Raw genomic sequence first — 14171 nt, 5'->3', positions numbered from 1 at the left:
CAGCGGGCGATCACTGGGCGAGCTGGACCGCGTCGACGAGCTCCTGCGCCGCCGTCTCGGAGTCGTACTCGCCGTTGAACTGCGCGGTGATGACGTCGTACATCGCGTTCTTGATCGCGGCCGGATTGGCATGGCCATGCGCCATCGAACCGACCATGTTGCCCGAGGCCGCGGCCGCCTTCATCTCGGCATAGGCCTTCTGGCCGCAGGCGTCGTAGCTCTCGACGGAGACGTCGGTGCGCGCCGGGACCGAGCCCTTGACCTTGTTGAAGGAGACCTGGAACTCCGGCGACATGATCGCCGTGATCAGGGCCGCCTGTTCCGGCTTCACCGTGTCGCCCTGCTTGAACACGGCGAACTGGTCGGTGTTGAACGTCACCTCCTTCTCGGTTCCGGGGAAGCGGAAGCAGAGGAAGTCCTTGTCCGGCACCTTGCCCGCGTTCAGGAACTCGCCCTTGGCCCAGTCGCCCATGAACTGGAACGCCGCCTCGCCGTTGATCACCATCGCCGAGGCGAGATTCCAGTCGCGCCCGGAGAAGTTGTCGTCGACGAAGCCCCGGATCGTGGTCATCCGGTCGAAGGCCTCGACCATGGTGGGCGAGCCGAGCGCCTCGGGATCGAGGTCGATGAAGGCCTTCTTGTAGAAGTCGAGCCCGCCGGTCGACATCACCACCGCGTCGAAGATCGTCGCGTCCTGCCACGGCTGACCGCCGTGGGCGACGGCGGTCTTGCCGGAATCCTTCACCTTCTGCATCGCCGCGACCAGTTCGTCCCAGCTGGTCGGCACCGCGATGCCGAGCTCGTCGAGGATCGCCTTGTTCGCCCAGACCCAGTTGGTCGAGTGGACGTTGACCGGCGCCGCGACCCAGTGGCCGTCGTACTTGGAGAACTTCTGGATCGCCTCGGGCACCACGCCGCCCCAGCCTCCGGCGTCCGCCACCTCGTCGAGATTGGCGAGCGCGCCCTCCTTGGCCCAGTCGGTGATGTCGAAGCCGAGAAGCTGCACGGCCGAGGGCGGGTTGCCCGCGGTGACGCGGGCGCGCAGCACCGTCATCGCCTGCGTGCCGCCGCCGCCCGCGACCGGCATGTCCTGCCAGCCGATGCCCTGGTTCGCGAGATCCTGCTTCAGCACGTTGAGCGCGCCGGCCTCGCCGCCGCTGGTCCACCAGTGCAGCACCTCCACGTCGGCCGCCGAGGCGGCCCCCGCCGTTGCCAGCGCGAGCGCGCAGCTGGCCGTCGCCAAGATCTTCCGCATTCCGTCTCTCCTCCGATGTTATCGTTGCCTCTCGCCGCCGGCCCGAGGGTCAGCGGGTCGTCACCCAGGGTGCGCGCGTGCGGCCGATCCGCATCTGCACGGTCTTCACCTCAAGGAATTCCTCCAGCCCGTAGCGGCCGAGCTCCCTGCCCTGCCCGCTCTCCCGGACGCCGCCGAAGGGCATCTCGGCGAAACCGTCCATCCAGGTGTTGGTCCAGACCGTCCCCGCCCGGGCGGCGCGCGCGAAGGCGAGGCAGGTGTGGACGTTCTCGCTCCATACCCCGGCCGAGAGCCCGTAGGAGGCCGCGTTGGCGAGCCCGATCGCCTCCTCCATCGTCCGGAAGGTCAGGACCGAGAGCACGGGCCCGAACACCTCCTCCCGCGCGATCGCCATGTCGGGCGTCACGCCCGCGACCACCGTCGGCTGGTAGAACTGCCCGCCGAGCCCCGGCACGTCGAGCGCCGCGCCGCCAAGCCGGACCGTCGCGCCCGCCGCGACCGCGCCCCTCACATAGGCGTCGATCTTCGCCTGATGCTCGGGCGAGACGATCGCGCCGACCTTAGTCGCCTCGTCGAGCGGATCGCCGAAGGCGACCTTGCGCGACAGCGCCACGACGCGCTCCGTCACCGTCTCGGCGATGTCCGCGTGCACGATGATCCGCGAGCCGGAATTGCAGCATTCGCCCGCGTTGAAATAGACGCCGAAGACGATCGCATCGACGGCGGAGTCGAGATCCGCGTCCGGAAAGATCACCTGCGGGTTCTTGCCGCCGAGCTCGAGCGAGACCTTCTTCAGCGTCGGCGCCGCCGCGGCGACGATGGCCTTGCCGACCGCGGTGGAGCCGGTGAAGGTCACCATGTCGACGCGCGGGTCGGTGGTCATGACCGCGCCTACCGGATCGCCGTAGCCGAGCACGATGTTGACGACGCCCGCGGGAAGCCCCGCCTCGATCAGCAGTTCGCCGAGGATGATGGTGGTCGTGGGCGTCATCTCCGAAGGTTTCACCACCGCGGTGCATCCCGCGGCGAGCGCGAAGGGCAGCTTCTGGCTCACGATCAGGAAGGGGAAGTTCCAGGGCGTGATGATCGAGGCGACCCCGATCGGCTCCTTCAGCACCACGCCCAGCATGTCGCGGCCGAGGCTGTTGTGGCTGTCCCCCGCGACGGTCCGCGCCAGCGCCGCGGCGTAGCGCCAGAGGTCGGCCGCGCCCTCGATCTCGGCGCGGGCCTGCGAAATCGGTTTGCCGGATTCGAGCACCTCGACCCGCGCGATCCGCTCGCGCTCGCGGTCGATCAGATCCGCGACGCGCAGGAGCAGCCCGGCGCGCTCCTTGCCGGAAACCTCCGACCAGCGCCCGTCGTCGAAAGCCTCCCGCGCCGCGGCGATCGCGGCCTCGGCCTCCGCCGCGCCGCCCTTCGCGGCACGGGTCACCACCACGTCATGCGCGGGCGAGCGGCGCTCGAAAGTGGCGCCATCGGCGCTCCCGCGCCACGCCCCGCCGATCAGGTGCCGGATCTCGGCGGGCTCCGGCAGGGCCGTGTCGCGCGCGGCGACCAAGGTCAGGTCCAGCATCGTCATCTCCCCGGAAACTCCGGCTTGCGTTTCCCGGCGAAGGCGCCCACGCCCTCGGCCCGGTCGGCGCTCGCGGCGATCATGCCGGAGCCGAGCGCCTCGATCAGCGCGGCGCGATCCTCGCCCGCGCCGGAATGGATCATGTATTTCGCGACCTCGACGGCGCGGGGCGACAGCCCCGCCGCCTTCTCCGCCAGCGCCCGCGCCGCCCCGGCGACGTCCTCCGCCACCTCTGCGCAGAAGCCGAGCGCGACCGCCCGCTCCGCCCCGATCCGCCGGCCGAAGAGCGCCATCTCCTTCACCGCCGCCTCGGGCAGGAGCCGCGCCAGCCGCTGCGTCCCCGACCAGCCCGGCACGATGCCGATCCCCGCCTCGGGCAGCGCCAGCGTCGCGCGCGGCGCGATCACCCTTACGTCGCAGCAGGCGGCGAGCTCGAGCCCGCCCCCGAAGGTATGCCCGTTCAGCGCCGCGACGGTGGGCTTGCTCAGGCGGGCCAGCCGGTCGAAGATCCGGTGCCCCTCGCGCACCCAGTGGCGCGCGAAGTCGAAGGGCGCCATCGGCCCCCAGGCGGTGATATCCGCGCCGGTGCAGAACGCACGCTCGCCCGCCCCCGTCACGATCACCGCGCGCACCTCCGGGCTCCGCTCCAGCGCCGCGCAATGCGCCTCGAGCGCCTCCAGCATCGGCACGGTCAGCGAATTGAGCTTCTCCGGATTGTCGAGCCGGAGCGTCGCGACCGCGCCTTCCACGTCGAGGTGGACCCCGCTCATGACGCCGCCCGCATCAGCCCGTGCGCGTGCGGCGCGGGCGCGGCCTTCGGCTCCAGCCGCAGCCCCATCGGCCCGGTGCCGAGCAACCGGGGCGGCAGCGTCTTCGCATCCGGCGCGAGGCTGACCCGGCCGAGGGAGGCGTCGACGATGTCGCGCTTCGGATCGATGCCGGGCATGATCTCGGTCGCGACGAGGCCCTTGTCGGTCAGCCGGATCACGCAGCGCTCGGTGACATAGAGCACCTCCTGCCCCAGCTCCCGCGCCCGGCGGCCGGAGAAGGTCACATGCTCAACCTTCTCCACCATCTTCGGGAATTTTCCTGGGCGCGCGATCCGGATCGCGCCTTCGGTCAATTCGAACTGCGCCCCGGCCTCGAACTGCCCGGCGAAGACGATCTTCTTCGCCCGCGCCGTGATGTCGACGAAGCCGCCGCAGCCGGCGGTCAGATAGGGCTTCTTGCCGAGCTTCGAGACGTTGACGTTGCCTTCGAGGTCGATCTCGAGGAACGAGAGGAAGGTCACGTCGAAGCCGCCGCCCTGGAAATAGGTGAACTGCTGCGGGCTCGGCATGAAGGCGTCGGCGTTCGAGGCGCAGCCGAAGGCGAAGCCCATCAGCGGCATCCCCCCGACCGCCCCCTGTTCGATCGCCCAGGTGACGGCGCGCGGATAACCCTCTTCCAGCAGGATGCGCGGCACCATCGAACAGATGCCGAAGCCGAGGTTCGCGGCCATCCCTTCCTTCAGTTCCATCGCCGCGCGCCGGGCGACGATCTTCTCGACCCCGTGTTCGGCCACGTTGAAGCTCTCCCAGGGCCGCATGATCTCGCCCGAGATCGCCGGGTCGTAGGGCGTCTCGGTGGTCTGGCGCTGGTCGGGATCGAGCACGATCAGGTCGACGAGATGCCCCGGCACCCGCACGTCATGCGGGCGGAGCGAGCCCGCCGCCGTCACGCGCTTCACCTGCGCGATCACCAGCCCGCCGTGGTTCCTGACGCAGATCGCCTGGTCGAGACCGCCGAGATAGGCGCCCTCGTGCTCGTAGGTCAGATTGCCGTGCTCGTCCGCCGTGGTCGCACGGATGATCGCGACGTCGGGGATGATGTTGGGGAAATGCAGCCAGGTCTCGCCGCCGAATTCGACGCGGCGGACGATGGGCCGCGCCGCCGCGGCGTCGTTCATCGCGCAGCCTTCGCGGACCGGATCGGCGAAGGTGTCGAGCCCGACCTGCGTCAGCACGCCGGGGCGGAACGCGGCCGCGTCGCGATGCATGTCGAAGAGGATGCCGGAGGGCACGTTGTAGGCCGCGACCCGCTCCTCGGTCAGCATCCGCCAGATCTCGGGCATCGGCAGCGACGACGGCCCGCTCGGATAGGAGCCGCCGATCACGGTCGCGAGCAGCCCGTCCTTCGCGATATGGTCGATGCCCTTCACGCCGTACATGTCGCCCGCGGCGATCGGATGGATGGTGGTGAGGTCGCGCGGATGGCCCTCCCTGTCGAAGCGCGCGCCGATCGCCTCCAGCACCTTGTCCGGACAGCCGAGCGCGGAGGAGGAGGAGACGGTGACCACCGCCCCGTCGGGAATGCGCGCCACCGCCGCCTCGGGCGAAACGATCTTCGATTTCATCTCTCAGAACCCCTCGTAGTTCACGCGCGTCGCGCGTCCGGTCCGCGCCGCCTCGCGCACCGCCGTCGCGACCGCGAGCGACTTCACCCCGTCGACGCCGTCGGCGGCCGGCCGCCCCCGCCCCGCCACCGCCTCGGCGAAGAGCGCGAGCCCGCGGCCGTAGAGGTCGTGCCGGTCGAAGGCGACCGCGTGCCGCCCGGAGGCGTCGACCAGTTCGACCTCGCCGACCGGCTTCTGCGTCATGATCCCGCGCCCGAAGATCGAGCCTTCGGTGCCGTGCACCTCGACGCCCGAACCGGCGAAGGGATGGGTGAAGCTCTCGTGCGTCTGGATCATCGCGCCCGAGGGCATCGACCAGACCGACATCACGCTGTCCTCGACGCCTTCGCCCATCCCGGAGACCCCCGCCATCGCGACGACCTCGACCGGATCCTCACCGAGGTAGAAGCGCACGGTGTCGGCGTCGTGCACGGTGATGTCCGGGATCACGCCCCCGCCCGCGCCCGCGTCGCTGATCCGCCAGCCCTGGAGGTGCGGCGGCAGGTGCACCGCGTGAAAGACGCGCACGCTCAGCACGCGGCCGATCCGACCCTCGGCGATCAGGTCCCGGATCGCGAGATGCGCGCCGGCGTTGCGAAGGTGATGGTTGGTCGCAAAGACCACGCCCTTCGCCCGCGCCGCGCGCGCCATCTCCGCCGCCTCGGCCACGGTCATGGCGAGCGGCTTCTCGCAGAGGACGTGCTTGCCCGCCGCGATCGCCGCCAGCGCCTGCGGATGATGCTTCTCGTTCGTGGTGGAGATGTAGACCGCTTCGACGCCCGGCGTGGCGAGCAACCCGCCGAGATCCGTGGTGCTGTCCGGAATGCCGTGGCGCGCCGCGTAATCGGCGCCGCGCGCCGCGTCGCCGCTCATCACGGCGGCGATTTCATCGCCCTGCGAGCGGATCGCGCCGATGACGTATTCGGAAGCGATCGTGCTCGCCCCGATCAGGCCCCACTTCATCCGGCATCCTCCAGCGTTCTTATTTGGCACGTTCCAATTTCCTGGACCGGGTATAATTGGAACGTGCCAATCAGGTCAACCGAAAAATCGTCACGGCACAGGATACGGAGACCGAAGATCCGAGCGCGCCTCGACCTGTCCGCGATCCGGCCCCGCGCCGGGCGGCGCGGATTGCGAGCGGGTCGGAAATATGTTAGATCGATCCAATAAATTTCTGGAGGCCAGACATGACTTCGGAGCAGCGCCGGGCCAGGCGCGTCACCCTGCTCGATGTGGCGCGGGAGGCCGAGGTGTCGCGTGCCACCGCCTCGCTCGTGATCCGCAAGAGCCCGCTCGTCGCCGACGAGACCCGGCGCCGGGTAGAGGCGGCGATGGACCGGCTCGGCTATGTCTACAACATGGGGGCGGCGGGGATGCGCGCGGCGCGGAGCAACACCGTGGGCGTGATCGTCCCGAACCTCGCCAACCCGTTCTTCGCGGAGATGCTGGCCGGGATCGAGCAGGCGCTGGAGGGCGCGGGCATGGTCGTGGTGCTCGCCAACAGCCGCGAAGCGCCGGCGAACCAGGAGACGATCCTGCGGCGGATGCGCGAGCGCGGCGTCGACGGCGTCATCCTCTGCCCGGTCGCCGGAACCCGGCCGGCGCTGCTCGGGAAGGCGGCGGGATGGAAGCTTCCCGTCGTGCAGGCGCTGCGTCATGTCTCTGAATCAGAATGCGATTACGCGGGCGTCGATTACGCCGGCGGGATGCGGCAGGCGGTGGAGCATCTGCGCGCGCTCGGCCACCGCTCGATCGCCTTCGGCACCGGGGGGCCGGTTCATTCCGCCTATCGCGAGCGGCTCGCGGGGTTTTGCGCGGCGATGGAGGCGCGCGGGCTCGATCCCGGCGTCACGATCGAGCTGCCGGTCGCGCCGCCGTTTCCGCCGGAGGCGGCGCGGCGGCTGATCGACCATCCCGCCCGGCCCACGGCGGCGATCTGCTTCAGCGACGTGATGGCGGCCTGCCTCGCCAACAGCTTCGCCGACGCGGGCGTCGCGGTCGGCGCGGGCTTCTCGATCGTCGGCTTCGACGACCTCGCGGTGGCCGAGATGGCGCGGCCGCGGCTCACCTCGGTCGCGACCTTCCCCGGCGAGGTCGGCGAGGCGGCCGCCCGGCTGCTGCTCTCGCGCCTCGAGAGCCCGGAGCGCGGCGACCGCCGGCTGATCAGCCTGACCCGGCTGGTCGCGCGCGACTCCACCGCCGCCGCGCCCGCCCGGGATTGACTCGGGGCGGTGATTCGCTTTAGATCGATCTAAAGATTCTCGATCGGAAGAAAGATCCGCGTTAGACGGATCGGCGGGAGAAGGAAGCTCCGATGTACGCATTCAACTTCGCGCCGGTCTTCGCGGCGATGGACCAGCTGCTCGTCGGCGCCTGGATGACGGTGAAGCTCTCGGCCGCCGCGATGGCGATCGGACTCGTCGTCTCGGTCGTCTGCGCGCTCGCCAAGACCTCGGGGCCGCGGCCGCTGCGCTGGCTCGTCGACGCCTATGTCGAGGCGATCCGCAACACGCCCTTCCTGGTGCAGATCTTCTTCCTCTATTTCGGCCTGCCCACGATCGGCGTCCGGCTCGACCCGAACAGCGCCGCGCTGCTCGCGCTCGTGGTCAACTTCGGCGCCTACGGCACCGAGATCATCCGCGCGGGGATCGAGTCGATTCACAGGGGCCAGATCGAGGCCGGCACCGCGCTCGGCCTCTCCCGGCTCCAGGTGTTCCGCTACGTGGTGATGAAGCCGGCGCTCAGGACCGTCTATCCGGCGCTGACGAGCCAGTTCATCTACCTGATGCTGACCTCGAGCGTCGTCTCGGTGATCTCCGCCACCGATCTCGCCGCGGCGGGCAACGACCTGCAGTCGAAGACCTTCGCGAGCTTCGAGGTCTATCTCGTCGTGACCGGGATCTATCTCGCGCTCGCCGTCGGCTTCTCGGCGATCTTCGCGGCGATCGAGCGGGCCGTCTTCACCTATCCGCTCAGCCGCTGAGGAGCCCGCGCATGATCCGCCCCTTCGGCCTTTCCGACATCCTGCTCATCGCCGAGGCGATCCGCTGGACCCTCGCGCTCTCCGCCATCGCCTTCGCCGGCGGCGCGATCGGCGGCCTTGCGATCGCGCTCGCCCGCACGGCGGATGCGCGCTGGCTCCGGACGCTCGCGATGCTGTTCATCCGGCTGTTCCAGGGCACGCCGCTGCTGATGCAGCTCTTCCTCGCCTTCTTCGGGATGAACATCCTCGGCCTCGCGATCAACCCGTGGCTCGCCGCCTCGCTGGCGCTGACGCTGCATGCGAGCGCGTTCCTCGGCGAGATCTGGCGCGGCTCGATCGAGGCGGTGCCCTCGGGCCAGCGCGAGGCCGCGACCGCGCTCGGGCTCAGGTACTACGACCGGATGACCTCGGTCATCCTGCCGCAGGCGGCGCGGATCTCGGTGGCGCCGACCGTGGGCTTCCTCGTACAGCTCATCAAGGGCACCTCGCTCGCCTCGATCATCGGCTTCACCGAGCTCACCCGCACCGGGCAGATCGTCAACAACGCGACCTTCGCCCCCTTCGCGGTGTTCGGCACGGTCGCCGCGTTCTACTTCCTCCTCTGCTGGCCGCTGTCCCTGATGGCGCGCCGGATGGAGACCCGGTTCGCCCGGGCCACCACCCGCTGAAAACCAACAACCGACAAGGAAACGCTCCGATGACATTCACCCGCCGCGCCGCCCTCGCGCTTCTCACGGCCGCGACGCTCGCCGCGCCGCTCGCCGCCGCGACCCCGGACGAGATCAAGTCGAAGGGCTCGGTCAACGTCGGCATGCTGGTCGACTTCCCGCCCTTCGGCATCATGGACGCGAGCGGCAAGCCCGACGGCTACGACGCCGACGTGGCGAAGCTGCTCGCCGACGATCTCGGCGTCACGCTCAACATCGTCCCCGTGACCGGGCCGAACCGCATCCCCTACCTCCTGAGCGGCCAGGTCGACCTGCTCGTCGCCTCGCTCGGCATCACGCCCGAGCGCGCCGAGCGGGTCGACTTCTCCGAGCCCTACGCCGGCATCGCGATCGCGGTCTACGGGCTCACGGACGTGGACCTCTCGGCGCCCGAAAAGCTCGCCGGCCACACGATCGGCGTCACCCGCGCCAGCACGCAGGACAGCGCCGTCACCGCCGTCGCGCCCGACGGCGCCACGATCCAGCGCTTCGACGACGACGCGAGCGCGGTGCAGGCGCTGCTCTCGGGCCAGGTCGAGGCGATCGGCGTCTCGAACATCATCATCAACCAGATCGAGCAGGTCGCGCCCGGCCGGTTCGACGTGAAGTTCGACCTCAGCCAGCAGAAGCAGGGGATCGCGGTCCCGCCGGGATCGGACGCGCTGCTCGCCGAGATCAACGCCTTCCTCGAGAAGATCAAGGCCGACGGCAAGCTCAACGAGATCCACGAGAAGTGGCTCGGCTCGCCGCTCCCCGATTTCGTCTCGGCCACGAACTGAGGAGCGAGCCCATGAGCGCGACCCCCACCCCGGCCGACGAGATCGCCATCCGGATGGCCGGGATCAACAAGTGGTACGGCGGCTACCACGCGCTTCGGGACGTGAACCTCGAGGTGCGGCGGGGGGAGCGGATCGTGATCTGCGGCCCCTCCGGCTCGGGCAAGTCGACGCTCATCCGCGCGATCAACCAGCTCGAGGCGGTGCAGGAGGGCCAGATCGTGGTCGACGGGATCGAGCTCACCGCGGGCGGCCACAACGTCGACGAGGTGCGCCGCGACGTCGGCATGGTGTTCCAGCAGTTCAACCTCTTTCCGCACCTCACGATCCTGCAGAACTGCGTGCTGGCGCCGATGAAGGTCCGGGGGACGCCGCGCGCGGAGGCGGAGGCGACCGCGCGCAGGTATCTCGAGCGCGTGCGCATCCCGGAGCAGGCGGACAAGTACCCCGCCCAGCTCTCGGGCGGTCAACAGCAGCGCGTGGCGATCGCGCGCGCGCTCTGCATGAACCCGCGCATCATGCTGTTCGACGAGCCGACCTCGGCGCTCGACCCGGAGATGGTCAAGGAGGTGCTCGACACGATGATCGACCTCGCGGGCGAGGGGATGACGATGATCTGCGTCACGCACGAGATGGGCTTCGCCCGCGCGGTGGCGGACCGGGTGATCTTCATGGACCAGGGCCAGATCATCGAGGAGGCCGCGCCCGACACCTTCTTCGACGCGCCCCGCCACGAGCGGACCCGCGCCTTCCTCCAGCAGATCCACTGAGGCCATGACCAGACCCGAACTCCTGCTCGTCGAGCCGATGCTGCCCGGGATCGAGGCGGAACTCGACGCGCGCTTCACCGTGCACCGCTTCTTCGCCGAGGAGGAGGCCGCGCGGGCCGCGCGGCCCCGGATCCGCTGCGTCGTCACCGGCGGCGGCTCCGGCTTCGGCAACGACTGGATCGAGGCGATGCCCGAACTCGGGATCATCGCGATCAACGGGGTGGGCACCGACCGCGTCGACCTCGGCTTCGCCCGGTCGCGGGGCATCGACGTGACCACCACGCCCGGCACGCTGACCGACGACGTGGCCGACCTCGGCATGGCGCTGATGCTCGCGCTCATGCGCCGCGTGGTCGAGGGCGACGCCTATCTGCGCGCCGGCCGCTGGGCGGCGGGCGAGCCCTTCCCGCTCGGCGCGAGCCCGCGCGGGCGCAGGCTCGGCATCCTCGGCCTCGGCCAGATCGGCCGCGCGCTCGGGCAGCGCGCCGAGGCCTTCGGGATGAAGGTCCGCTACTGGAACCGCCGCCCGGTCGAGGCGCCGGGCTGGACCGCCCTGCCCGATCCGGTCGCGCTCGCCGCCGACAGCGACGTGCTCGCCGTCTGCGTCGCGGCGACGGCGGAGACGCGGGGGGTCGTCGGCGCCGACGTGCTCGAGGCGCTCGGGCCCGCGGGGCTGCTCGTCAACATCGCGCGGGGCAGCGTCGTCGACGAGCCCGCGCTGATCGCGGCGCTCTCGCGCGGCGGCATCGCGGGGGCCGGGCTCGACGTCTTCGAGAACGAGCCCGCGATCCGGACGGAATTCCTGAACCTGCCGAACAGCGTGCTGATGCCGCATCAGGCGAGCGCCACGCTGGAGACCCGGATCGCGATGGGCGAACTGGTGCTCGCCAATCTCGCCGCCCATCTCGCGGGCGAGCGCCCGCCTTCGCTCGTCAACTGAGGAACCCGGCCCATGATCGTCCGACAGGCGCTGTTCGAAGGCGCGATCCACCCCGGCCGCGAGGCCGATTTCGACGCCTACATCGCGCGCGACCTGCTGCCGCTCTGGCGGCGCTTTCCCGGCGCGCGCGAGGTGCGGGTGCTGCGCGAGCGGGAGCGGGACGCGGGGATGCCCGAGGTGGCGCTGGCGCTCTCGATGGCATTCGACGACATGGACGCGCTCCGGGCCGCGCTCGACTCGGACGTGCGCCACGAGAGCCGCGAGGTGACGAAGGGCCTGCTCGCGATGTTCGACGGGAGGGTGCGGCACCATGTCTTCGAGCTCGCCCATGGCTGAGCCCCTGACTGAGCCCGTGTCTGAACGGCGCGCCATCGTGGTGATGGGGGTCTGCGGCTGCGGCAAGACCTCGGTCGGCGAGGGGATCGCCGCGCGGCTCGGCGCGGGTTTCGTCGAGGGCGACGCGCTGCATCCGGCGGCGAACGTGGCGAAGATGGCGGCCGGAACGCCGCTCACCGACGAGGACCGCTGGCCCTGGCTCCGCGCCATCGCCGCGCGGATCGCGGAGGAGCCGGGGGCGGAGATCGTCGTCTCCTGCTCGGCGCTGCGTCGCGCCTATCGCGACCTGATCCGCCAAGGCGCCGGGCGGGATGTCCGCTTCGTGTTCCTCTCGGGCTCGGAGGCGCTGCTCGCGCGGCGGATGGGCGCGCGGGAGGGGCATTTCATGCCGCCGGAGCTGCTCGCGAGCCAGCTCGCGACGCTCGAGGACCCGCGCGGCGAGCCGGGCGTGGTGAGCATCGATATCGAAGCGGCCCTGCCCGAGATCATCGACGCGGCGCTGGCGGCGCTCGCCGAACGGGTGGCGCCGTGAGCTTCCCGCTGTTCGACCTCGCGGGCCGCCGCGCGCTCGTCACCGGCTCGGGCCAGGGCATCGGCCTCGCGCTGGCGGAAGGACTCGCCGCCCATGGCGCGCGGGTGATCCTGAACGGGCGCGACGCCGGGCGGCTCGAAGCGGCCGCGGCGACGCTCGCCGAGGCGGGCCACGCGGTCGAGACCGCGGCCTTCGACGTGACCGACCCGGACGCGGTCGCCGCGGCGGTCGCGGCGCTTGAGGCCGGGGGGCCGGTCGAGATCCTCGTCAACAACGCCGGCATCCAGTTCCGCGCCCCGCTCGAGGATTTCCCGATCGAGCGCTGGCGGGCGCTGATGGAAACCAACGTCTCGAGCCTGTTCTACGTCGGCCAGGCGGTGGCGCGGGGCATGATCGCGCGCGGGCGCGGCAAGATCATCAACATCGCCTCGGTGCAGAGCGAACTCGCCCGCCCCGGCATCGCCCCCTATACCGCCACCAAGGGCGCGGTGCGCAACCTCACGCGCGGCATGGCGACCGACTGGGCGCGGCACGGGCTGCAGGTCAACGCGATCGCGCCGGGCTATTTCCGCACGCCGCTCAACCGGGCGCTGGTCGAGAATCCGGAGTTCTCCACCTGGCTCGCCGCCCGCACCCCGGCCGGGCGCTGGGGCGAGACGCGCGAGCTGATCGGCGCCGCGGTCTTCCTCGCCTCCGACGCCTCGTCCTTCGTCAACGGCCACACGCTCCACGTCGACGGCGGGATCACCGCGAGCATCTGACGCCGGCGCTCAGTTCAGCCGGCGCCCGTCGGCCGGATCGAAGATATGCGCCGCCGCCGGATCGCCGGCGACCGAGACGATCTGGCCCGGGGAAAGCTCGGCCGCGCGGTCGAAGGCGACGGTGACCGTGAGCGCGTCGCTCACCTCGAGATAGCCGAAGCTCTGGCTGCCGAGCCGCTCGACCACCGCGAGCGGCCCGGTGAACCAGGCCTCGGAAGCACCGCAGACCGCGAGATCCTCCGGACGGATGCCGAGGATCACCCGCCCCTCCGCGCGCCCCGCCGACGGGATCGGCCGCGCGCCGCCCGGAAGCCGCGCCAGCGCGGTCCCGTCCGGTCCCCGCGCGAGATCGCAGGGCAGCGTGTTCATCGTCGGGCTGCCGATGAAGCGCGCGACGAACAGCGTCTCGGGCCGGCGGTAGAGGTCGAGCGGCGCGCCGACCTGCTCCATCCGCCCCGCGTTCATCACCACGATCCGGTCCGCGAGCGTCATCGCCTCGACCTGGTCGTGCGTCACATAGACCGTGGTCGCCTTCATCCGCCGGTGCAGCTTGCCGATCTCGAGCCGCATCTCGACGCGGAGCGCGGCGTCGAGGTTCGAGAGCGGCTCGTCGAACAGGAAGGCGTCGGGCGCGCGCACGATCGCGCGGCCCATCGCGACGCGCTGGCGCTGGCCACCCGAAAGCTGCGCCGGACGCCGTTCGAGCAGCGCGTCGAGCTTCAGGATCGCCGAGGCGTCCCCGACCGCGCGCGCGACCTCCTTCGCCGGCTGGTCGCGCATTCGGAGGCCGAAGCCCATGTTCTCCGCCACGCTCATGTGCGGGTAGAGCGCGTAATCCTGGAACACCATCGCGACATTGCGCTCGGCGGGCGGCAGGTTCCCGACCGGCCGCGCGCCGATGGTGATCTCGCCGCCCGAGATCTCCTCGAGCCCGGCGATCATCCGGAGCAGCGTGGACTTGCCGCAGCCCGAGGGGCCGACCAGCACGAGGAATTCGCCGCTCCCGATCCGGAGGTCGATCCTCGGGATCACCGTGACGCTCCCGTAGGCCTTCCGGATATTCCTCAGCTCGATGGCGGACATCTGTGTCTCCCCCCCGCG

At 70.8% G+C, this 14171-nt stretch carries 15 protein-coding genes; 9 read left to right on the top strand and 6 right to left on the bottom strand.

Translation table 11 applies throughout. The features are described 5' to 3' along the window. Positions 1-10: 10 nt before the first annotated feature. Genes FJM51_RS14245 through FJM51_RS14225 form a run of 5 tightly spaced genes read right to left on the bottom strand, consistent with a single transcriptional unit; the run spans position 11 to position 6225 of the window. Positions 11-1255: an ABC transporter substrate-binding protein gene (locus FJM51_RS14245; protein ID WP_140454805.1), complete on the bottom strand. Its 1245-nt coding sequence runs from the start codon at positions 1253-1255 to the stop codon at positions 11-13. Positions 1256-1304: 49 nt separating this feature from the next. Beyond that, positions 1305-2828, bottom strand: a complete 1524-nt coding sequence (locus FJM51_RS14240) for an aldehyde dehydrogenase family protein (RefSeq protein ID WP_140454804.1) — start codon at positions 2826-2828, stop codon at positions 1305-1307. 2 nt (positions 2829-2830) lie between these two features. Continuing rightward, positions 2831-3598: an enoyl-CoA hydratase/isomerase family protein gene (locus FJM51_RS14235; protein WP_140454803.1), complete on the bottom strand. Its 768-nt coding sequence runs from the start codon at positions 3596-3598 to the stop codon at positions 2831-2833. After that, positions 3595-5223, bottom strand: coding sequence for an acyl CoA:acetate/3-ketoacid CoA transferase (locus tag FJM51_RS14230; protein WP_140454802.1), 1629 nt, complete (start codon positions 5221-5223; stop codon positions 3595-3597). The genes FJM51_RS14235 and FJM51_RS14230 overlap by 4 nt, the downstream gene beginning before the upstream one ends. 3 nt (positions 5224-5226) lie before the next feature. Further along, on the bottom strand, positions 5227-6225 hold the full coding sequence (locus FJM51_RS14225; RefSeq protein WP_140454801.1) for a Gfo/Idh/MocA family protein: 999 nt from the start codon (positions 6223-6225) through the stop codon (positions 5227-5229). Positions 6226-6452: 227 nt separating this feature from the next. Here FJM51_RS14225 and FJM51_RS14220 point away from each other — a divergent pair, with 227 nt between their 5' ends. From FJM51_RS14220 to FJM51_RS14180, 9 genes are all read left to right on the top strand, one after another. Beyond that, positions 6453-7487 carry a LacI family DNA-binding transcriptional regulator gene (locus tag FJM51_RS14220; protein WP_140454800.1) on the top strand — a complete coding sequence of 345 codons (1035 nt, stop codon included), beginning with the start codon at positions 6453-6455 and terminating at the stop codon, positions 7485-7487. Positions 7488-7579: 92 nt separating this feature from the next. Then, positions 7580-8248, top strand: coding sequence for an amino acid ABC transporter permease (locus FJM51_RS14215; RefSeq protein ID WP_140454799.1), 669 nt, complete (start codon positions 7580-7582; stop codon positions 8246-8248). Between the two features lie 11 nt (positions 8249-8259). Continuing rightward, the gene (locus FJM51_RS14210; protein ID WP_140454798.1) at positions 8260-8916 is read left to right on the top strand and encodes an amino acid ABC transporter permease; all 657 of its coding nucleotides are present in this window, start codon (positions 8260-8262) and stop codon (positions 8914-8916) included. Positions 8917-8945: 29 nt separating this feature from the next. Next, entirely contained in the window at positions 8946-9734 is a 789-nt protein-coding gene (locus FJM51_RS14205) for a transporter substrate-binding domain-containing protein (RefSeq protein ID WP_140454797.1), read from the top strand. 11 nt (positions 9735-9745) lie between these two features. Beyond that, entirely contained in the window at positions 9746-10501 is a 756-nt protein-coding gene (locus FJM51_RS14200) for an amino acid ABC transporter ATP-binding protein (protein WP_140454796.1), read from the top strand. Between the two features lie 4 nt (positions 10502-10505). Continuing rightward, positions 10506-11441: a 2-hydroxyacid dehydrogenase gene (locus tag FJM51_RS14195; RefSeq protein ID WP_210240290.1), complete on the top strand. Its 936-nt coding sequence runs from the start codon at positions 10506-10508 to the stop codon at positions 11439-11441. A 12-nt stretch (positions 11442-11453) separates the two neighbouring features. Continuing rightward, the gene (locus FJM51_RS14190) at positions 11454-11777 is read left to right on the top strand and encodes a putative antibiotic biosynthesis monooxygenase (protein ID WP_140454795.1); all 324 of its coding nucleotides are present in this window, start codon (positions 11454-11456) and stop codon (positions 11775-11777) included. Then, the gene (locus FJM51_RS14185) at positions 11770-12309 is read left to right on the top strand and encodes a gluconokinase (RefSeq protein WP_140454794.1); all 540 of its coding nucleotides are present in this window, start codon (positions 11770-11772) and stop codon (positions 12307-12309) included. Before FJM51_RS14190 ends, FJM51_RS14185 begins: the two co-directional genes overlap by 8 nt. Beyond that, a complete protein-coding gene (locus FJM51_RS14180) occupies positions 12306-13070 on the top strand; it encodes an SDR family oxidoreductase (protein ID WP_140454793.1) in 765 nt (254 codons plus the stop codon). Before FJM51_RS14185 ends, FJM51_RS14180 begins: the two co-directional genes overlap by 4 nt. Positions 13071-13079: 9 nt before the next feature. On the opposite strand, the gene FJM51_RS14175 is transcribed toward FJM51_RS14180, so the two are convergent. Further along, positions 13080-14153, bottom strand: coding sequence for an ABC transporter ATP-binding protein (locus tag FJM51_RS14175; protein WP_140454792.1), 1074 nt, complete (start codon positions 14151-14153; stop codon positions 13080-13082). Positions 14154-14171 lie beyond the last annotated feature (18 nt).

The sequence above is a fragment of the Amaricoccus solimangrovi genome (assembly GCF_006385685.1).
Taxonomy (GTDB): Bacteria; Pseudomonadota; Alphaproteobacteria; order Rhodobacterales; family Rhodobacteraceae; genus Amaricoccus; species Amaricoccus solimangrovi.
The sequence above is the reverse complement of the archived record's forward strand: the minus strand, read 5'-3'. Positions and strand labels throughout refer to the sequence as shown.

Coding starts and splice junctions, on each gene's coding strand:
- FJM51_RS14245 (WP_140454805.1), bottom strand. CDS start 1,255: ATGCGGAAGATCTTGGCGACGGCCAGCTGCGCGCTCGCGCTGGCAACG.
- FJM51_RS14240 (WP_140454804.1), bottom strand. CDS start 2,828: ATGCTGGACCTGACCTTGGTCGCCGCGCGCGACACGGCCCTGCCGGAG.
- FJM51_RS14235 (WP_140454803.1), bottom strand. CDS start 3,598: ATGAGCGGGGTCCACCTCGACGTGGAAGGCGCGGTCGCGACGCTCCGG.
- FJM51_RS14230 (WP_140454802.1), bottom strand. CDS start 5,223: ATGAAATCGAAGATCGTTTCGCCCGAGGCGGCGGTGGCGCGCATTCCC.
- FJM51_RS14225 (WP_140454801.1), bottom strand. CDS start 6,225: ATGAAGTGGGGCCTGATCGGGGCGAGCACGATCGCTTCCGAATACGTC.
- FJM51_RS14220 (WP_140454800.1), top strand. CDS start 6,453: ATGACTTCGGAGCAGCGCCGGGCCAGGCGCGTCACCCTGCTCGATGTG.
- FJM51_RS14215 (WP_140454799.1), top strand. CDS start 7,580: ATGTACGCATTCAACTTCGCGCCGGTCTTCGCGGCGATGGACCAGCTG.
- FJM51_RS14210 (WP_140454798.1), top strand. CDS start 8,260: ATGATCCGCCCCTTCGGCCTTTCCGACATCCTGCTCATCGCCGAGGCG.
- FJM51_RS14205 (WP_140454797.1), top strand. CDS start 8,946: ATGACATTCACCCGCCGCGCCGCCCTCGCGCTTCTCACGGCCGCGACG.
- FJM51_RS14200 (WP_140454796.1), top strand. CDS start 9,746: ATGAGCGCGACCCCCACCCCGGCCGACGAGATCGCCATCCGGATGGCC.
- FJM51_RS14195 (WP_210240290.1), top strand. CDS start 10,506: ATGACCAGACCCGAACTCCTGCTCGTCGAGCCGATGCTGCCCGGGATC.
- FJM51_RS14190 (WP_140454795.1), top strand. CDS start 11,454: ATGATCGTCCGACAGGCGCTGTTCGAAGGCGCGATCCACCCCGGCCGC.
- FJM51_RS14185 (WP_140454794.1), top strand. CDS start 11,770: ATGGCTGAGCCCCTGACTGAGCCCGTGTCTGAACGGCGCGCCATCGTG.
- FJM51_RS14175 (WP_140454792.1), bottom strand. CDS start 14,153: ATGTCCGCCATCGAGCTGAGGAATATCCGGAAGGCCTACGGGAGCGTC.